Source organism: Kitasatospora sp. NPDC004289 (genome assembly GCF_053602875.1).
The window spans coordinates 85949-103690 of record NZ_JBSGEL010000029.1 but is presented as its reverse complement, the minus strand read 5'-3'; the positions used below and the strand labels follow the sequence as shown (position 1 = coordinate 103690).

Here is a 17742-nt window from a genome sequence, read left to right as displayed (position 1 = left end):
ACCCCTGCTGCGCCTGAACGTGGAGGCCAAGGACCAGGCCACCATGGAGCAGGTCCGCGACACCGTCCTGGGCATCGTCCGCGCCTGACACCACCGCACCGACCGCCCGTGTCCCGCCGTTCTCCGGCCGGTACGGGCGGTCGGTTAGGGTCGTCACCTCACTGCGCACTCGGCACCAGACAGGACGACAGCTCATGGACCGGCTCACCAACACCGTCCGCCCCTACGCCTGGGGGTCCGTCCACGCGATCCCCGCGCTGCTGGGTGTCCCGGCCACCGGTGCACCGCAGGCCGAGCTCTGGATGGGCGCGCACCCGGGCGACTCCTCCCGGGTGAACCGCGGCGGGGGCCCGGCCGCGCTGAACGAGCTGATCGAGGCCGACCCGGAGGCCGAGCTGGGGCCCGCGTCGGTGGCCAAGTTCGGCCCCGCGCTGCCCTTCCTGCTCAAGGTGCTGGCCGCCGGGCTGCCGCTCTCCATCCAGGCCCACCCGACGCTGGAGCAGGCCAAGGCCGGCTTCGCCGACGAGGAGGCCCGCGGGGTGCCGCTGGAGGCCCCGCACCGCAACTACAAGGACACCAACCACAAGCCCGAACTCATCTGCGCGCTGGACGAGTTCGAGGGCCTGTGCGGCTTCCGCCCGCCGGCCGAGGCGGCCGCGCTGATGGAGTCGCTCGGCGTCCCCGAGCTGGCCCCGCTGGTCGAACTGCTGCGCGGCAAGCCGGAGTCGGAGGCGCTCAGCGCCGCGCTGGCCACCATCCTGTCGATGACCGGCGAGACCGCCGCGCGCACCGTGGCGGCCACCGCCGCCGCCGTGGAGCGGGCCGCCGCGGGCGAGGACCCGACCGGCCAGTTCGCCGGGTACGCCTACGCCGCGCAGGAGTTCCCCGGCGACACCGGGCTGATCGCGGCCCTGCTGCTCAACCACGTCCGGCTCCAGCCCGGCGAGGCGCTCTACCTGGGCGCGGGCCTGGTCCACGCCTACCTGCGCGGGACCGGCGTCGAGATCATGGCCAACTCGGACAACGTGCTGCGCTGCGGCCTCACCCCCAAGCACGTGGACGTGCCCGAGCTGCTCAAGGTGGTCGACTTCACCGCCTCCCGCCCCGAGGTGCTGCGGCCCGCCGCCGACGCCTCCGGCGAGCAGCTCTACCCGGTGCCGATCGACGAGTTCCGGCTCTCCCGCTACCCGCTGACCGGCGTCCCCCGCACCCTGTCCGGCCGGGCCCCGCAGATCCTGCTCTGCACCGAGGGCACCGCCGTGCTCACCGCCGCCGACGGCACCGAACTGACCCTCGCCACCGGCCAGTCGGCCTTCCTCCCGGCCGACGGCACCGAGACCGTCCTCTCGGGCGCGGACGCCACCGTCTTCCGCGCCACCGTCACCCTCTGACGCCACGTCACCCGGTGTCCTGAGCCCGGCCGGGCTCAGGACACCGGTGCTTCCAGCACCAGCTGCTCCCACCTCACCCCGGCCCGCCCGTGCCCGTCGGCCCGGCTGCTGCGGTGCACCTCGGCCAGCCCGGACCCGCCGCCCAGCAGGGCGGTCTCCTCCGCCGTCACCGGGAACATCCGCCGCCCGGCCGGCACCGGCCCGTGCCGCAGCGTCAGCACCAACCGCCCGCCGGGCGCCAGCAGTCCGGCCACCCGGCGCATCGCCGCCCGCCGCTGCCCCTCGTCCAGGTGCATCCACACCGCGACCGCCGTCACCAGCCCGAACCGCCCCGTCACCCGGGCCAGGCCGGGCAGTTCGTCGACCAGCCAGGTGATCCCGGGCCCCTCGTGCACCCGTAGCTCCACCACCGGCTCCACCGCCGTGACCAGATGGCCGCGGGCCGCCAGCCAGGCCGCGTCCCGGCCGGTTCCCGCCCCCAACTCCAGGACCCGCACCGGCCGTTGCGGCAGCAGGTGGAGCACCTGCGCGTGCAGCTGCTCGAAGGTGACCTCCTCGTACTGGGTGATCAGCTCCGCCGCCGCCTCCCGGTACCCGTCGGTTCCGTGCACGCCCACCGCCCCTTCCCGGCTCAGCCTGGGACCGCCGGTCCCAGGCTGAGCCGTCCTCTGCCACCGCCGGCCGCGCGGTGGAAACCTCGTTCACGTCAGCGAGATCACGAACGGCAACGGACCAGGAGTTCCCACCATGCGCGCAGTCACCGTCTCCACCTTCGGCGGCCCCGAGAACGTCGAGATCACCGAGGCCCCGCTGCCCGGGCCCGCCGCCGGCGAGCTGCGCATCCGCACCCGGGCGGCCGCCGTCCACCCGGCCGACGCGGCCGTCCGCTCCGGCGCCGTCGCCGCCTACCTGCCGCCGCTGCCCTCCCACCGGCTGGGCTGGGACCTGGCGGGCACGGTGGACGCGGTGGGCGAGGGGGTGACGGGCTTCCGCCCGGGCGACGAGGTGATCGGCCTCTCGCACTGGTTCCGCAGCCACAACGGCGTGCACGCCGAGTACGCGGTGCTGCCCGCCTCCGCCGTCGCCCCGGCCCCCGCCGGGGTGGACGCCGCGGTGGCGGCCGCCCTTCCGCTGAACGGCCTGACCGCCGCCCAGGCACTGGACGCCACCGGGCTGACGGCGGGTCGGACCCTGCTGATCACGGGCGCCGCCGGCAACCTGGGCGGCCTGGCGCTCCAGCTGGCCACCGCCCGTGGCCTGGACGTGCTGGCGCTGGCCGGCCCGGGCGACCGCGCGTTCGTCACCGCGCACGGCGCGCGCTTCGTCGACCGGGACGACCTGGCCTCGCTGGCCCTGCTCGCCCCCGACGGCGTGGACGCCGTGCTGGACACCGCCCTGCTCGGCCCGGCCCTGCTCCCGCACCTGCTGCCGGGCACGGTCTTCGTCGCCGTCCGCCCCACCAACGACCTGCCGGCCGACACCCTGCTGACCGTGGTGGACGTGGTGCCGGACGGCGCCCGGCTGGCCGAGCTGGCAGCGCTGGTGGCCGGCGGCGCGCTCACCGTCCGGGTGGACACCGCCGTCCCGTTCACCGAGGCGGCGAAGGCCCACGCCCGGCTGGCCGAGCGCGGGGTGCGCGGCGCGGTGGTGCTCACCTTCTGACGGGGTGTCGGCGGGGGCGCCGTCCTGACCGACCGTCAGCAGGTCTCGCGGGAGGCGCCGGTGACCTCCGGCGAGCCGGTCGGTACCGTGGGACGGAATGACCGGCGACGGGGGGAGCTGTCCATGACCGCAACGAGCACGGCCGTCCGGCCCACCCCCCTGGAGCTGCTCCGGGAGCACCTGCTGGCGCAGATCAACGCCACCGTGCACGGCCCCGACCTGCACCTCGAACGGTACGACCGTCCGGCCGGCGACCCCGGCCTGTTCGGGCCCTCCAGCGTGGTCTGGCGGGTGCACGCGCACCCCGCCGGGATGCTGGTCGGCGGCTTCGCCGCCCTGCTGCTGCAGTCCCTGCACCCGCTGGCGATGGCCGGGGTGGACCACCACTCCGACTTCCGGGACGACCCGACCGGCCGGCTGCACCGCACCGCCCGCTTCGTCACCACCACCACGCTCGGCTCCACCGAGGCGGCCCAGGGGGCGATAGCCGCCGTCCGCCGGATCCACCCGCACATCCGGGGCACCGCCGAGGACGGCCGGCCGTACCGGGCCGACGACCCGGCCCTGCTCACCTGGGTGCACACCGCCGAGGTGGCCTGCTTCCTGACGGGGTACCAGACCTTCGCCGCCGAGCGGCTGACCCCGGCCGAGTGCGATTCCTACCTGGCCGAGTACGCCCTGGTGGCCGAGCTGCTCGGCGCCACCGGCGTGCCGGCCTCGCGCGCCGGGGTGCGCTCCTACCTGGCCGGTGTGCGTCCCGACCTGCGCGCCGTCCCGGCCGCCTTCGAGGTGCTCCGGCTGCTGCGGACCTTCGGGCGCTCCCCGCGCGAGCGCCTGGCCGTCCGGGTGCTCACCAACGCCGCCCTGGCGGTGCTGCCGCCCTGGGCCCGGGCCGAACTGGGCGTCCGGCGCCCGGCGGTGGTGCGCTCCGGCTGGGACCTGCCGCTGGCCCGGGCGCTCGGGCGGGTGATGGTCTGGGCCTGCGGTCCGTCCCAGATCCGGGCCGCGGCCGTGCGGCGGGCCGCCGCCGCGCCCGGCTCGGACGCGGCCTGACGGTCCGTCCGGCCTCCCGGCGGTCATGCCGCCGGGGCCAGCCCGCGGACCGCGTCGGCCACCGCGCGGTAGTCGTTGCGCAGGATCTTGGAGTGGTTGCTCGGCACCTTGGCGCTGATCTCCACCTGCGGGGCGGCCTCGGCCACCTTCCGGAAGTCCGCGCGGATCCCCTCCATCACCTCGGCCGCGGCGCCCAGGTTCCCGCCGGAGGCGAGCACGTAGCGCACCGGCGTGGTGATCCGCTCCAGCACCGGCACCAGGACGCCGGTGGCGCAGACCTCGTTGGCCTCGATGTTCACCTCGGCGTGCTCGGCGGCGCTCATCTTCGCCGCCATGCCCAGCCGGCGGGCGATCGGGAAGAGCGGGCCGAGCTTGCGGAACAGCCTGCGGATGTGCGCCCGGCCGGCCTCGTCCAGCCAGTCGTTCGGCAGCGCGCCGTCCACCGAGACCACGCCCTCGGCCCGGCCGGGGTTGCGGTCCGCCCAGTTGATCCCGATCGCCGCGCCGTAGGACCAGCCGACCAGCACCGGCCGGTCCGCCTCGGTGATGCCGCGGGCGGCGAGGACCGCGCTCACGTCCCGCACGCAGGCGTCGAAGGAGTGGTCGGCCGAGCGGCCGGAGCGGCCGCGGGCCCGGGCGTCGAAGGTGATGTGCCGGTAGCCGTCGCCCAGTTCGGCGATCACCCGGCGCCAGTGCGAGGTGTCGGCGTAGCAGCCGTTCAGGTAGACCACCGGGCGGCCGGGGCCGCCGGTGTCACGGACGGCCAGGGTGGTGTCCTCGACCCGCACGGTGCCGGTCCAGGCGGTGGTGGTGTCAACGGCGGCGGCGTTGGTGGCGGCGGTGGTGGTGGCGGTGCTCATGGCTGGGTTCTCCCTCGGTGTGTGACGGACGGTCAGGGTCTGCGGGCGGCGGGCGGTCAGAGGCTGCGGGCGGCGATGTCGCCGTAGGAGGTGGTGGCGCGGATCGTGAGGGCGGGGGCGCCCTCGTTCCGCAGGGCGTTGCCGATCCGGCCGTACGCGGTGCCCGCGTCCAGCGAGGCGGAGACGCCGCGGGCGACGCCGACGGTGATGTCACCGGCCTCGGTGCGCAGCGCGAGGGCACCGCCGTGGGCCTCGGCGACCGTCAGGTCGCCCTTGGTGGTGGTGAGTTCGGCGCTGCCGGTGAGGCGGGCCAGGTGGATGTCCCCGGCCTGGAGGGTGAGCCGGGCGGCGGAGGCCTCGTCGAGCTTCACGGTGCCGGCCGCGCCGGTGAAGACGACCTCCCCGAGCCGGCCCACGCCGCGCAGGTCGGCCGCGGCGGCGGTGGCCTCCACCCGGGAGCCGGCCGGCAGCTGGACGGTGACCTCGACCGACCCGCTCGGGCCGAAGGCCCGCTTGGCGGCCTCCGGAGTGCTGACCCGCAGCACCCCGTCCCGGTACTCGACCAGGGTCTGCTCGGCGGCCTTCAGGTCGCGGCCGCGGCCGGGGGTGGCCGGGCGGACCTCGACGGCGACGTCCGCCCGGTCGGCGGCGATCAGCTGGACACGGCCGGCGGCGACGTCCAGGACGGCGGTGATCGGGGCGGTGGCGGCGAACTTCTGCATGGTGTCTGCTCCTGCGTCGTTGTTGTTTCTGACTTCGCAAAAGCTACGTTGCACTCACTGATCTGGCAACGTCTTCATTGCATGGTTAGGCCGTTTTTGCAGCTCAGAGCCGGGAAATCATTGCAACGTTCTCCAGCGCAATGCAACGAAACGTTGCAATGGATTGGCGGCTAACGCTATGCTGACGCTCCGTCGAGAGAAGGAGACCGCGATGCCGGGCGGCAGGCTCACCCAGCAGGAACGCCAGCAGATCGCCCTCGGCCTGGCCGACGGCCTCGCCTACGCGGAGATCGCCAGACGTCTGGACCGCCCGACCTCCACCGTGACCCGCGAGGTCATGCGCAACGGCGGCCCCACCTCCTACCGGGCCGACCTCGCCCACCGCGCCACCGAGCAGCGCACCCGCCGCCGCAGCCCCGCCGCGCCCAAGGCCCGGACCGACCTCCCCCAGGCCCACGGGCGGGACGCCGAGGCGGTGCGCGCCTTCGAGGAGCTGCTCACCACCGTCCTGATGGCCTCCGGCACGCCGAAGATGATGGCCCGGGTGCTGTCCTGCCTCTACATCACCGACTCCGGCAGCCTCACCGCCGCCGACCTGGCCCAGCGCCTCCAGGTCAGCCCCGCCTCGATCTCCAAGGCCATCGCCTACCTCGACCAGCAGGGCCTGGTCCGGCGCGAGCGCGACGAGCGGCGCCGCGAGCGCTACGTGGTGGACGACGACGTCTGGTACCAGTCGATGATCGCCAGCGCCGAGGGCACCACCCGGCTCGCCTCCGCCGCCCGCGAGGGCGTCACCGTGCTCGGCCACGGCACCCCCGCCGGCACCCGGCTGGAGAACATCGCCCGCTTCGTCGACTTCGTCTCCGAGAGCATCGTCCGGGCCGCCGAACAGGCCCGGGAGATCCTCCACACCAAGCCGGAGGCCGACTGAGCGCCCCTCCCCCGCCGGGGTGCCGGGTAAATCGATTGACCGCCCCGGCCGCCCCGGCTGCACTGTGGCGGGGCACCGCGCACGGCAGCGCCCCGCACCGGACCGGGGAGACCGTGGCAGGCATGCAGATCCGACCCACCACCGCCGAGGACCACGACCTCTTCGTGGACACCATGTACGCGGCCTTCGCCCGCTTCCCGGACGGGCCGGCGGACGCCCCCGGAGGCTGGTTCTCCGCGCTGGAGCCGGAGCGCGGCCTGCTCGCGCTGGACGAGGACGGCCGGCCGGTCGGCACCGCGAGCGCCTACGGCTTCGAACTCACGCTGCCCGGCGGGGCGTTGGCGCCGGTCTCCGGCGTGAGCGCGGTCGGCGTGCTGCCCACCCACCGCCGCCGGGGCGTGCTCACCGCCCTGATGCGCCGTCAACTCGCCGACCTGCGCGCCCGCGGCGAGCACCTCTCGGTCCTGCTCGCCTCCGAGGCCACCATCTACCGCCGCTTCGGCTACGGCCCCGCCACCTACACCGGCCGCCTCACCGTCCGGCGCGCCAAGGCCGCGCCCGCCCCCTCCCGGGCCGGGCTCGGCGACACCGGCACCGTCGAACTGCTGCGCCGCTCCGAGTGCACCGAGCTCCTGGCGCAGGTCTACGACCGCTACCGCCGCACCCGGCCCGGCGCGCTCTCCCGCCCGCAGCGCTGGTGGGACCGCGGCGCCGGCCAGCCCCCCGTCGCCCCGGCCGCCCGCTACGTCGCCGTCCACCGCGACGCCGACGGCACCCCCGACGGCTACGCCACCTACTCCCTCGCCGAGCCCGACACCCTGGTGGTCGACGAGACCGTCGCCGCCGACGACGCCGTGGTCGCCGCCCTGGCCGCCTTCCTGCTCCGGCACGACCTGGTCTCCACGGTGGTGTTCAAGCACTTCGCCCCCGACCACCCGCTGCGCTGGCAGCTCGGCGACCTCCGTGCCGCCGAGGCCACCCACTACGACGACTGGCTCTGGGTCCGCCTGCTCGACGTCCCCGGGGCCCTCACCTCGCGCGGCTACCCGGCCGACGGGGAGCTCGTCCTGGACGTCACCGACCCCTTCCTCGGCGAACACCACCGCCACGCCCTCACGGTGAAGGCCGGCGAGGCCCGCTGCACCCCCACCGACCGCGCCCCCGACCTCACGCTCGACATCAGCGACCTCGGCTCGGTCCTCCTGGGCGGCACCGCCCCCACCACCCTGGTCCGGGCCGGCCACGTCCTGGCCCGCACCCCGGAGGCGGCCGCCACCGCCGACGCCCTCTTCCGGGCCGAGCGGGCCCCGCACTGCCTGCACTGGTTCTGAGCGGGGGCCGGCGGTCCGTCAGGTCACGTCGCGGGTCATGTCGACGAAGCGGGAGTAGTGGCCCTGGAAGGCCACCGTGATGGTCGCGGTGGGGCCGTTGCGGTGCTTGGCGACGATCAGGTCGGCCTCGCCGGCGCGGGGGGACTCCTTCTCGTAGGCGTCCTCGCGGTGGAGCAGGATGACCATGTCGGCGTCCTGCTCGATGGAGCCCGACTCGCGGAGGTCGCTGACCATCGGCTTCTTGTCGGTGCGCTGCTCGGGGCCACGGTTCAGCTGGGAGAGCGCGATGACCGGGAGCTCCAGCTCCTTGGCGAGGAGCTTGAGGTTACGGGACATGTCCGAGACCTCCTGCTGACGGTTCTCGGCCCGCCGGGAGCCGCCGGACTGCATCAGCTGGAGGTAGTCGATGACCACCAGCTTGAGGTCCTGACGCTGCTTCAGGCGGCGGCACTTGGCCCGGATCTCCATCATCGACAGGTTGGGCGAGTCGTCGATGAAGAGCGGGGCGGCGGTGACGTCCGGCATCCGCCGGGCGACCCGGGTCCAGTCGTCGTCGGTCATGTTGCCGGAGCGCATGTGGTGCAGCGCAACCCGGGCCTCCGCCGAGAGCAGGCGCATGGCGATCTCGTTGCGCCCCATTTCGAGGGAGAAGATGACGCTGGGCAGCCCGTTGGTGATCGAGCAGGCCCGGGTGAAGTCCAGCGCGAGCGTGGACTTGCCCATCGCGGGACGGGCGGCGATGACGATCATCTGGCCGGGGTGCAGCCCGTTGGTGAGCGCGTCCAGGTCGGCGAAGCCGGTCGGCACGCCGGACATCTGGCCCTGCCGGGAGCCGATCGCCTCGATCTCGTCGAGCGCGCCCTCCATGATGTCGGCCAGCGGCGCGTAGTCCTCGCTGGTCCGCTGCTCGGTGACGGCGTAGATCTCGGCCTGGGCGGCGTTGACGATCTCGTCCACGTCGCCCTCGGCGGCGTAGCCCATGCCGGCGATCCTGGTCCCGGCCTCGACCAGGCGGCGGAGCACCGCGCGCTCGTGCACGATCTCGGCGTAGTACTCGGCGTTGGCCGCGGTGGGCACCGAGTTGACCAGGGTGTGCAGGTAGCCGGGGCCGCCGACCCGGGTCAGCTCGCCGCGCTTGGTGAGCTCACCGGCCACGGTGATCGGGTCGGCGGGCTCGCCCCGGGCGTAGAGGTCGAGGATGGCGCCGTGGATCAGCTCGTGCGCGGGCCGGTAGTAGTCGGCGGGCTTGAGCACCTCGACGACGTCGGCGATGGCGTCCTTGGAGAGCAGCATGCCGCCGAGCACGGACTGCTCGGCCGCCAGGTCCTGCGGGGGCACCCGCTCGAAGCCCTCGGACTGCGCGCGGTCCTCGCCGTCCCCGTCGCGGCGGCGTCCGCCGCCCTTGCCGAAGGAGCCCTTGCCCTTGCCGAAGCCGCCCTCGCCGCGGCCCTCGCCCCGTCCTTCGCCGCGCTCGTCGTTGCGGCGGCTCACCGGGAGGCGGTCACCGGGCCCGTCCGGGAACGGCCCCGGCGGGAAGGCGTCGTCGGACGGCTGCCAGTCGTCCTCCGGGGGCGGGGGCGCATCGTGGTCGTCGTACTGGGGGCCGGTCACCAGCCAACGCTACCAAGCGGTTATCCACAGGGCGTGTGGACAACCGTCCCCATGCTGTGGAGAACTCACCGATTCCTGTGCACAACCCTGTGGACACCCTGGAGTGACCCCCGCCACCCCCGCGCTGACCTGCGAGAACGGACCGCTCGTCGAGTGATGAGAAATCGTTCACACACTTCCCCGGGCGGCCGCGCCGCCGTTCGATCACCGTTTCGAGTAATGATCCATGACCCCTTGTGCCACTTACCTGTGGATGAGTAGCCTTGGCTGAATGAGATCCGCCACGCCCCGCCGCCGGCACGACCGGGAGATCCTCGCCCTCGCCGTCCCGGCCTTCGGCGCCCTGGTCGCCGAACCGCTCTTCCTGATGGCCGACTCGGCCGTCGTCGGCCACCTCGGCACCGCCCAGCTGGCCGGCCTGGGCGTCGCCACCTCGCTGCTCGCCACCCTCACCGGCGTCTTCGTCTTCCTCGCCTACGCGACCACCGCCGCGGTGGCCCGCCGGATCGGGGCCGGGGACCGCCGGGCCGCCGTCCAGCAGGGCATCGACGGGATCTGGCTGGCCTTGATGATCTCGGCCGGGCTGGTACTGCTCACCCTGCTGTTCGCCCCGCAGGCCGCCGAACTGCTCGGCGCCTCCGACACCGCCGCGCCGTACGCGGTGACCTACCTGCGGATCAGCGCGCTCGGCATCCCGGCGATCCTGCTGGTGCTGGCCGCCACCGGCGTGCTCCGCGGCCTGCAGGACACCCGCACCCCGCTGAGGGTGGCGATCGCCGGCTTCACCGTCAACCTGCTGCTCAACCTCCTGCTGGTCTACGGCGCCGGCCTCGGCGTGGCCGGCTCGGCCTGGGGCACCGTGCTGGCCCAGGCCGGCATGGCGGCGGTGTACGTCGCCGTGGTGGTGCGCGGCGCCCGGCGGGAGGGCGCGGGCCTGCGCCCGGACGCGGCGGGCATCCGGGCCAGTGCCCGGGCCGGCGGCCCGCTGCTGGTCCGCACCCTCAGCCTGCGCGCCGTGCTGATGCTGGCCACCGCGGTGGCGGCGGGCCTGGGCGACGTGCAGATGGCGGCCCATCAGATCGTCTTCACCATCTGGAGCTTCCTGGCCTTCGCGCTGGACGCCATCGCCATCGCCGGCCAGGCCATCGTCGGCCGCTACCTGGGCGCCTCGGACGTGCCGGGCACCCGGGAGGCCACCCGCCGGATGATCGAGTGGGGCCTGGCCGTCGGCGTGCTGCTCGGCCTGCTGCTGGTGCTGGCCCGCCCGCTGTACGTGCCGCTGTTCACCGAGGACCCGGTGGTCCGCGAGCAGGTCTCCCGGGTGCTGCTGGTGATCGCGCTGGCCCAGCCGGTGGGCGGGGTGGTCTTCGTGCTGGACGGCGTGCTGATGGGCGCCGGGGACGGCCGCTACCTGGCCTGGGCCGGGCTCGGCACGCTGGCCGTGTTCGCCCCGGCGGCGCTGCTGGTGCCGTCCCTGGGCGGCGGGCTGACCGCGCTCTGGTGGGCGATCAACCTGTTCATGCTGGCCCGCTGCGCCTTCCTCTGCCTGCGGGTCAGGACCGACCGCTGGCTGGTGACCGGCGCGGTCCGCACCTGACGGCCGCTCAGGACCGCCGCCCCGCACGGCGAACGACCCGGCTCCCCCGAGGGGGAACCGGGCCGTTGACGCTAACGCGTGGTTCAGGCGGCGACGACGGCGACGTCGAGGTTGGCCTGGACGTCGGCGTGCAGCTTGACCGAGACCTTGTGGGTGCCCACGGTCTTGATCGGCGAGGCGATCGCGACGGCGCGCTTGTCCACGGCGGGGCCGCCGGCGGCCTTGATGGCCTCGACGACGTCGGCCTGGGTCACCGAGCCGAACAGACGGCCGGCGTCACCCGAACGGACGGCCAGCTTGACCTGGACGCCCTCGAGCTTGCCCTTGACCTCGTTGGCGGCCTCGAGGGTCTGGATCTCGTGGATCTTGCGAGCGCGACGGATCGCGTCGACGTCCTTCTGGCCGCCCTTGGTCCAGCGGATGGCGAAGCCACGCGGGACCAGGAAGTTGCGGGCGTAACCGTCCTTGACCTCGACGACCTCGCCGGCCGAGCCGAGACCGGGGACCTCGTGAGTGAGGATGATCTTCATTCTTCGGTCACCCTCTCTTAGCGCGTGGTGGAGGTGTAGGGCAGCAGCGCCATCTCACGGCTGTTCTTCACGGCCGTGGCGACGTCACGCTGGTGCTGGGTGCAGTTGCCGGTGACCCGGCGGGCACGGATCTTGCCGCGGTCGGAGATGAACTTCCGCAGCAGGTTCGTGTCCTTGTAGTCAACGTAGTTGACCTTGTCCTTGCAGAAGACGCAAACCTTCTTCTTAGGCTTGCGAGCAGGCGGCTTCGCCATTGTGTGCTCCTGTGAATACGAGATCTGTCAGCATCGCCGGGCTTCCGAGGGCCCGGCACGCACCGCTGTTAGAACGGGGGCTCTTCCGAGTAGCCGCCACCGGCCGGGGCACCCCAGCCGCCGCCGCCCTGGTTGCCACCAGAGGACGGAGCGCTGGACGCCCACGGGTCGTCGGACGGGCCGGACTGGCCGCCACCGGAGTTGCCACCCCAGTTGCCGCCGCCCTGCTGGCCGCCACCGCCGCCCCAGGAACCGCCCTGGCCACCGCCACCCTGCTGACCGCCGCCGCCGTAGCCACCGCCGCCGCCGGGACCGCCGGAGCGGTTGGCGCGGGTGACCTTGGCGGTCGCCGAACGCAGGCTCGGGCCGACCTCGTCGACCTCGACCTCGAAGACCGTCCGCTTCTCGCCTTCCTTGGTCTCGTAAGACCGCTGGCGCAGTCGGCCCTGCACGATGACGCGCATGCCGCGCTGCAGCGACTCGGCCACGTTCTCCGCCGGCTGACGCCAGACGTTGCACGTGAGGAAGAGGCTCTCGCCGTCCTTCCACTCGTTGGTCTGGCGGTCGAAGGTGCGCGGAGTGGACGCGATACGGAACTTCGCGACCGCCGCACCCGACGGGGTGAAGCGCAGCTCGGGGTCGTCGACGAGATTGCCGACGAGGGTGATGACGGTCTCGCCTGCCATGGATGGTGACCTCTCGGAAAGAAGTTCTGCGGTGCTCGTCCGCTGTTTCACGTGAAACAGCGGGCGTGAACCCTCCCGACGCCTAGGGCGTCAGGCCGTGGTTCAGTGGGTGTCCGGGCGCAGGACCTTGGTCCGCAGAACCGACTCGCTCAGGCTGAGCTGGCGGTCGAGCTCCTTGACGACCTCGGGCGTGGCCTTCAGGTCGATGACCGAGTAGATGCCCTCGGACTGCTTGTTGATCTCGTACGCCAGGCGGCGACGACCCCAGGTGTCGATCTTCTCGACCTTGCCGCCGCCGTTGCGGACGACGTTCAGGAACGACTCGATCAGCGGGGCGACGGCGCGCTCCTCGACCGACGGGTCGAGGATGAGCATCAGCTCGTAGTGACGCATGGGTAACCCACCTCCTTTGGACTCAACGGCCACGGTCTCTCCGTGGCAGGAGGGTTGTGCAGCGTCGGCACCGGTGTCCGGACGACGCACCGAGGACGCTAGTCCTCGGCACTGACATCCGCCCCCGGCCCGGTGAAGGGCAGACGGGGGCACAAGTACACCAGTGCAGACCGCACAGCCTACCCGCACCCGGACGGCCGAACAAAATGCATAGGGGTTGTGATCCACCACCCAATCGCCGCAATCTGGACAGAACGGCTCTTCACCCGGGAGGTGGGCCCCATGGCACAGACCGTGCGCCGCACGCCGCCGTTCACCCTCAACACCGACGGCCACGCACACCCCAAGGAGAACGCGCTGGTCGGGGTGGCAGCCGTCCTGGGCCTGGTGGCCTTCACGACGGCGTTCTTCCACAACCTGCACCTGATCAGCTCCTGGACCGGCCTGTTCGGCATCGTGGTCGGCCTCTGGGGGCAGTTCGTCTCGGTCACCACGGCCGAGCGCTTCGTCCTGATGATCTCGATCGTCGCCGCGGCGGTCGGCTTCTACCTCGGCGTCGCCCACGGCGGACTCTGGGGCGCGTGACCGGCCCCCGCGCGCTGGTCCGGCACGATCCGTCCGGTCCGACCGCGTAACCTCCGACGCCCTCCCCGCGTACACACCGCGAGGGGGGCGTCCCGCTGCCCGACCCCGCCCGCCCCCGGCCGCCCGACCGGCCCGGAGCACTGCGCCCGAAACGGACCATTCGGGCGATAGGGTCACCCTGGACCGGCCCGACCTAGGAGGAACACCCCAGCATGAGCCTGCGTCTGAGGACGATCACCCGCGAGGAACACCTGGCCTTCGTCCGGGCCCGCCCCTCCGCCAGTCACATGCAGGTTCCGTCCTGGGGGGACGTCAAGAGCGAGTGGCGCACCGAGAGCATCGGCTGGTTCGACGCCTCCGACCAGCTGGTCGGCGCCGGGCTGGTGCTCTACCGGCAGCTGCCCAAGCTCAAGCGCTACCTGGCCTACCTCCCGGAGGGCCCGGTGATCGACTGGTTCGACCGGGACCTGGACCGCTGGCTGGACCCGATGCTGGCGCACCTCAAGGCGCAGGGCGCGTTCTCGGTGAAGATGGGGCCGCCGGTGGTGATCCGCCGGTGGAACGCGCCCAGCATCAAGGAGGCGATCGCCGGCAAGAGCGCCAAGCGCCTGCGCGACCTGGAGCCCGACTGGTACGAGCCGCGCGCCTTCGAGCTGGCCGACCGGCTGCGGAAGTCCGGCTGGCTGCAGGGCGAGGACGGCGGGGCCGGCTTCGGCGACGTGCAGCCGCGCTACGTGTTCCAGGTGCCGCTGGCCGACCGCTCGCTGGACGACGTCCAGAAGGGCTTCAACCAGCTCTGGCGGCGCAACATCAAGAAGGCCGAGAAGAGCGGCGTCGAGGTGGTCCAGGGCGGCTACGAGGACCTCGCGGTCTTCCACCGGCTCTACGTGGTGACCGCCGAGCGGGACCACTTCACCCCGCGCCCGCTCTCCTACTTCCAGCGGATGTGGACCGCCCTCACCACCGAGGACCCCAACCGGATGCGGCTCTACCTCGCCTACCACGAGGGCGAACCGCTGGCCGCCACCACGATGCTGACGGTCGGTGAGCACGTCTGGTACTCCTACGGCGCCTCCGCCAACCACAAGCGCGAGGTCAAGCCGTCCAACGCCGTCCAGTGGCGGATGATGCGCGACTCCTACGCGCTCGGCGCGAGCGTCTACGACCTGCGCGGGATCAGCGACACCCTGGACGAGGAGGACCACCTGTTCGGGCTGATCCAGTTCAAGGTCGGCACCGGCGGCCAGGCCGCCGAGTACGTCGGCGAGTGGGACTTCCCGCTCAACAAGCTGCTGCACAAGGCGCTCGACCTCTACATGTCGCGCCGCTGACCCATCCTCACCACCCCGGGGAGAACGTTCCGATGACCCTCTCGCTCCAGCTGGACACCGCCCGGTGGCGGGCCCACCAGCGGTCCGTCCTGGCCGAGTTCCCCGGACTGGTGCCGGTGGCCAAGGGCAACGGCTACGGCCTCGGCAACCTCCGGCTGGCCGAGGAGGCGAACCGCCTGGGCACCGGGCTGCTCGCGGTCGGCACCGCCGACGAGGCCCGGGCCCTGGCCGGCGCCTTCGACGGCGAGCTGCTGGTGCTCACCCCGTACCGGCCCGGCGAGGAGCCGCTGCCCGCCGGGGTCATCCGCACCGTCGCCCACCTGGAGGCGGCCCGCGCGCTGCCGCCGGGCAGCCGGGCCGTGGTCGAGTGCATGACCTCGATGCGGCGGCACGGCGTCTCCACCGCCGACCTGGCCCGGCTCCCGGTGGACGGCCTGCGGCTGGAGGGCTTCGCCCTGCACCTGCCGCTGGACCGGCCCGACGGCTCCGACCCGGTGGCCGAGGTGGCGGACTGGGTGACGGCGGTGGCCGCCGCCGGGCTGCCCACCGACCGGTTCTTCCTCAGCCACCTCGGCTCGGCCGACCTCGCCCGGCTGGCCCGGCGGTACCCGGACACCGAGTTCCGCTCCCGGATCGGCACCCGGCTCTGGCTCGGCGACGTCGGCGCGCTCACCGCCCTGGCCACCGTCATGGACGTCACCCCGGTGGCCAAGGGCGACCGGTACGGCTACCGGCAGCACCGCGCGCCCTCCGACGGCCACCTGCTGGTGGTCTCCGGCGGCACCGCGCACGGGGTCGGCCTGGAGGCGCCCAAGTACGTGCACGGCATGCTCCCCCGGGCCAAGGGCCTGGCCCGGGCGGGCCTGGCGACCGTCAACCGGACGCTCTCGCCCTACGCCTGGGACGGGCGCCAGCTCTGGTTCGCCGAGCCGCCGCACATGCAGGTGAGCATCCTCTTCCTGCCCGGCGGCGGCGCCAAGCCCCCGGCGATCGGCGACGAGCTGGAGCTGAACACCCGTCACACCACCACCCACTTCGACCGGGTGGTGGACGCCTAGGGAAGGAGACAGCCCCTAGGACTGCTCCTTGCCGTTGCGGAGCTCCTCGGCCGGAGCCGCAGCCGCCGCCGGGTCCGGGTCCGGGTCCGGCTCGCCCACCGTGTGGCCGGGCTCGAAGCGCTCGGGCAGCCAGTCGGTCTGCTCGGGCAGGGCGTAGTCCGCGTAGCTGCGGTCCTCGCGCAGGCGGCGGGCGGCGCCGAGCACGAAGACGTCCGGGGCCTCGTCGAGCACACCGCCCGAGGGGTCGTCGCTGCCGTCCCAGCGGACCGGGTCGAGCTCGGGGCGCAGGACGTCGCGGACCACCATCCAGCACAGGTAGAGCGTGCCGAGCAGGTGGAGCACGATCGCCAGGTGGTACCAGTCCTGGTTGATGCCGTGCTGCTTGGAGTCGCCGGTGAAAGCCAGGTAGGACCAGACGCCGAGGAAGTACAGCACCTCGCAGGCCTGCCAGATCAGGAAGTCCCGCCAGCGCGGGCGGGCCAGCGCGGCGAGCGGGATCAGCCAGAGCACGTACTGCGGCGAGTAGACCTTGTTGGTCAGGATGAACGCGGCCACGATCAGGAACGCCAGCTGGGCGAAGCGCGGGCGGCGCGGCGCGGAGAGCGCCAGCCAGCAGATGCCCAGGCAGGCGGCGATCAGCAGGCCGGCGATCCAGGTGTTGAGGGTCTCCAGCTGCTCGCCGCGGTCCTGCATCAGGATCAGCCAGAAGGAGCCGAAGTCCTCCTTGCGGGTCTGGCTGAAGGTGTAGAAGGTGGCCCAGCCCTTGAAGTTGGCCACCATCACCGGGAGGTTGACGAGCAGCCAGGCGCCGGCCGCGCCGCCGACCGCCTGCCAGAAGGCGCGCCACCTGCCGGCCCGCCAGCAGAGCACCAGCAGCGGGCCGAGCAGCAGGAAGGGGTAGAGCTTGGCCGCGGTGGCCAGGCCGATGAAGGCGCCGGCCCAGGCCGGGCGGCGGCCGGCCCAGAAGGCCATCGAGACGGCGCAGAAGGCGACCGCCAGCAGGTCCCAGTTGATGGTGAGGTTGAGCGCCAGTGCGGGGGCCAGGGCGAACAGCAGGGCGTCCCAGGGGCGGCGGCGGTGCGCCCGGGTGAGCGCCACCACGGTGACCACCGCACAGGCCGTCAGCATCCCGGCGTTGATCAGCCAGAACCACTGCTCCTGGGTCTCGGTGTCCCCGGTGCCCGGCGTGAGCCAGGCCGCCACCTGCATGAACAGGCCGGTCAGCACCGGGTACTCGAGGTACTGCATGTCCGCGCTCGGCTGCGGCAGCATGTCCACGTACGGCGTCAGCCCGGCCGCGAAGCCGCGCCAGGTGTACAGGTGCGGGATGTCGCTGTAACAGGCGTGGGTGTACTGGGTGGTGGCGCCGCGGAACCAGCCGCCGTCGTAGCAGGGCAGCTTCTGCGCCATGCCCAGCACGCAGGTGACGATCACCAGCAGGGCCAGGAAGCGGGCGGGGACCCACCAGTTGACGCCGAGCAGGGCGCGGCGGCCGGGCGGGCCGCCGAACAGCTCGCTGCCCGCAGCGGCCACCGGGTCCTCGTCCGCGGGGACGACCACGGTGTTCGGCGGCGGCCCCGGGGCGGCCTCCGGGTCCGGGACGGTGGCCGTGCTGCTGCCGTTCTCGTCACGTGCGCTCGACGTCATGGCGGACATGATGCCGCACTGGTCCACTCCACAGCAGGTGCCCCCGCCCACGGGTTTCGGCCGCGGGCCGGCGGGCGCCCGGAATGCCCCCCTCGGGGCC

18 protein-coding genes are annotated in these 17742 nt (G+C 73.3%); 9 read left to right on the top strand and 9 right to left on the bottom strand.

Annotated features, from left to right (window positions below):
* The first annotated feature begins 194 nt into the window (after positions 1-194).
* Positions 195-1391: a mannose-6-phosphate isomerase, class I gene (manA, locus tag ACWEPF_RS21025; RefSeq protein ID WP_452173714.1), complete on the top strand. Its 1197-nt coding sequence runs from the start codon at positions 195-197 to the stop codon at positions 1389-1391.
* Positions 1392-1426: 35 nt separating this feature from the next.
* Here the strand turns inward: manA and ACWEPF_RS21020 are convergent, their stop codons facing one another.
* The gene (locus ACWEPF_RS21020) at positions 1427-2002 is read right to left on the bottom strand and encodes a class I SAM-dependent methyltransferase (protein ID WP_452173713.1); all 576 of its coding nucleotides are present in this window, start codon (positions 2000-2002) and stop codon (positions 1427-1429) included.
* A 136-nt stretch (positions 2003-2138) separates the two neighbouring features.
* On the opposite strand from ACWEPF_RS21020, the gene ACWEPF_RS21015 reads away from it, so the two are divergent.
* Positions 2139-3053 (top strand): NADP-dependent oxidoreductase, encoded by a 915-nt coding sequence (locus ACWEPF_RS21015; protein WP_452173712.1) that lies wholly within the window; start codon positions 2139-2141, stop codon positions 3051-3053.
* 123 nt (positions 3054-3176) lie between these two features.
* Entirely contained in the window at positions 3177-4106 is a 930-nt protein-coding gene (locus ACWEPF_RS21010; protein ID WP_452173711.1) for an oxygenase MpaB family protein, read from the top strand.
* Positions 4107-4129: 23 nt separating this feature from the next.
* Here ACWEPF_RS21010 and ACWEPF_RS21005 read toward each other — a convergent pair whose 3' ends face one another.
* Complete coding sequence (locus tag ACWEPF_RS21005) at positions 4130-4966, bottom strand: alpha/beta fold hydrolase (RefSeq protein WP_452173710.1); 837 nt, start codon at positions 4964-4966, stop codon at positions 4130-4132.
* Positions 4967-5022: 56 nt separating this feature from the next.
* The gene (locus ACWEPF_RS21000; RefSeq protein ID WP_345290501.1) at positions 5023-5688 is read right to left on the bottom strand and encodes a DUF4097 family beta strand repeat-containing protein; all 666 of its coding nucleotides are present in this window, start codon (positions 5686-5688) and stop codon (positions 5023-5025) included.
* Positions 5689-5899: 211 nt separating this feature from the next.
* On the opposite strand from ACWEPF_RS21000, the gene ACWEPF_RS20995 reads away from it, so the two are divergent.
* A complete protein-coding gene (locus tag ACWEPF_RS20995) occupies positions 5900-6619 on the top strand; it encodes a GbsR/MarR family transcriptional regulator (protein WP_345290502.1) in 720 nt (239 codons plus the stop codon).
* Positions 6620-6741: 122 nt separating this feature from the next.
* Entirely contained in the window at positions 6742-7950 is a 1209-nt protein-coding gene (locus tag ACWEPF_RS20990; RefSeq protein ID WP_452173709.1) for a GNAT family N-acetyltransferase, read from the top strand.
* An 18-nt stretch (positions 7951-7968) separates the two neighbouring features.
* On the opposite strand, the gene dnaB is transcribed toward ACWEPF_RS20990, so the two are convergent.
* Positions 7969-9561 (bottom strand): replicative DNA helicase, encoded by a 1593-nt coding sequence (gene dnaB / locus ACWEPF_RS20985; protein WP_380149527.1) that lies wholly within the window; start codon positions 9559-9561, stop codon positions 7969-7971.
* 271 nt (positions 9562-9832) lie between these two features.
* Here dnaB and ACWEPF_RS20980 point away from each other — a divergent pair, with 271 nt between their 5' ends.
* A complete protein-coding gene (locus tag ACWEPF_RS20980) occupies positions 9833-11158 on the top strand; it encodes an MATE family efflux transporter (RefSeq protein ID WP_345290504.1) in 1326 nt (441 codons plus the stop codon).
* An 83-nt stretch (positions 11159-11241) separates the two neighbouring features.
* On the opposite strand, the gene rplI is transcribed toward ACWEPF_RS20980, so the two are convergent.
* The 4 genes from rplI to rpsF all read right to left on the bottom strand — a co-directional run bounded on the left by rplI (position 11242) and on the right by rpsF (position 13021).
* On the bottom strand, positions 11242-11688 hold the full coding sequence (rplI, locus tag ACWEPF_RS20975; protein WP_345290505.1) for a 50S ribosomal protein L9: 447 nt from the start codon (positions 11686-11688) through the stop codon (positions 11242-11244).
* A gap of 17 nt (positions 11689-11705) precedes the next feature.
* On the bottom strand, positions 11706-11942 hold the full coding sequence (gene rpsR, locus ACWEPF_RS20970) for a 30S ribosomal protein S18 (protein WP_030270170.1): 237 nt from the start codon (positions 11940-11942) through the stop codon (positions 11706-11708).
* A 68-nt stretch (positions 11943-12010) separates the two neighbouring features.
* Positions 12011-12628, bottom strand: coding sequence for a single-stranded DNA-binding protein (locus ACWEPF_RS20965; protein ID WP_345290506.1), 618 nt, complete (start codon positions 12626-12628; stop codon positions 12011-12013).
* Between the two features lie 102 nt (positions 12629-12730).
* Positions 12731-13021, bottom strand: a complete 291-nt coding sequence (gene rpsF / locus ACWEPF_RS20960; RefSeq protein WP_345290507.1) for a 30S ribosomal protein S6 — start codon at positions 13019-13021, stop codon at positions 12731-12733.
* Positions 13022-13303: 282 nt separating this feature from the next.
* Between rpsF and ACWEPF_RS20955 the strand changes: the two genes are divergently transcribed.
* From ACWEPF_RS20955 to ACWEPF_RS20945, 3 genes are all read left to right on the top strand, one after another.
* Positions 13304-13606, top strand: coding sequence for a hypothetical protein (locus ACWEPF_RS20955; RefSeq protein WP_345290508.1), 303 nt, complete (start codon positions 13304-13306; stop codon positions 13604-13606).
* A gap of 212 nt (positions 13607-13818) precedes the next feature.
* Complete coding sequence (locus tag ACWEPF_RS20950; RefSeq protein WP_449797526.1) at positions 13819-14937, top strand: lipid II:glycine glycyltransferase FemX; 1119 nt, start codon at positions 13819-13821, stop codon at positions 14935-14937.
* A gap of 32 nt (positions 14938-14969) precedes the next feature.
* A complete protein-coding gene (locus ACWEPF_RS20945) occupies positions 14970-15995 on the top strand; it encodes an alanine racemase (RefSeq protein WP_452173708.1) in 1026 nt (341 codons plus the stop codon).
* Positions 15996-16010: 15 nt separating this feature from the next.
* On the opposite strand, the gene ACWEPF_RS20940 is transcribed toward ACWEPF_RS20945, so the two are convergent.
* Entirely contained in the window at positions 16011-17642 is a 1632-nt protein-coding gene (locus tag ACWEPF_RS20940; protein ID WP_452173707.1) for a glycosyltransferase family 87 protein, read from the bottom strand.
* Positions 17643-17742: the final 100 nt, after the last annotated feature.

Coding starts and splice junctions, on each gene's coding strand:
- rplI (WP_345290505.1), bottom strand. CDS start 11,688: ATGAAGATCATCCTCACTCACGAGGTCCCCGGTCTCGGCTCGGCCGGC.
- ACWEPF_RS20945 (WP_452173708.1), top strand. CDS start 14,970: ATGACCCTCTCGCTCCAGCTGGACACCGCCCGGTGGCGGGCCCACCAG.
- ACWEPF_RS20950 (WP_449797526.1), top strand. CDS start 13,819: ATGAGCCTGCGTCTGAGGACGATCACCCGCGAGGAACACCTGGCCTTC.
- ACWEPF_RS21005 (WP_452173710.1), bottom strand. CDS start 4,966: ATGAGCACCGCCACCACCACCGCCGCCACCAACGCCGCCGCCGTTGAC.
- ACWEPF_RS21015 (WP_452173712.1), top strand. CDS start 2,139: ATGCGCGCAGTCACCGTCTCCACCTTCGGCGGCCCCGAGAACGTCGAG.
- ACWEPF_RS20980 (WP_345290504.1), top strand. CDS start 9,833: ATGAGATCCGCCACGCCCCGCCGCCGGCACGACCGGGAGATCCTCGCC.
- ACWEPF_RS20940 (WP_452173707.1), bottom strand. CDS start 17,642: ATGACGTCGAGCGCACGTGACGAGAACGGCAGCAGCACGGCCACCGTC.
- rpsF (WP_345290507.1), bottom strand. CDS start 13,021: ATGCGTCACTACGAGCTGATGCTCATCCTCGACCCGTCGGTCGAGGAG.
- ACWEPF_RS21010 (WP_452173711.1), top strand. CDS start 3,177: ATGACCGCAACGAGCACGGCCGTCCGGCCCACCCCCCTGGAGCTGCTC.
- ACWEPF_RS20955 (WP_345290508.1), top strand. CDS start 13,304: ATGGCACAGACCGTGCGCCGCACGCCGCCGTTCACCCTCAACACCGAC.
- manA (WP_452173714.1), top strand. CDS start 195: ATGGACCGGCTCACCAACACCGTCCGCCCCTACGCCTGGGGGTCCGTC.
- rpsR (WP_030270170.1), bottom strand. CDS start 11,942: ATGGCGAAGCCGCCTGCTCGCAAGCCTAAGAAGAAGGTTTGCGTCTTC.
- ACWEPF_RS20990 (WP_452173709.1), top strand. CDS start 6,742: ATGCAGATCCGACCCACCACCGCCGAGGACCACGACCTCTTCGTGGAC.
- ACWEPF_RS20995 (WP_345290502.1), top strand. CDS start 5,900: ATGCCGGGCGGCAGGCTCACCCAGCAGGAACGCCAGCAGATCGCCCTC.
- ACWEPF_RS21000 (WP_345290501.1), bottom strand. CDS start 5,688: ATGCAGAAGTTCGCCGCCACCGCCCCGATCACCGCCGTCCTGGACGTC.
- ACWEPF_RS20965 (WP_345290506.1), bottom strand. CDS start 12,628: ATGGCAGGCGAGACCGTCATCACCCTCGTCGGCAATCTCGTCGACGAC.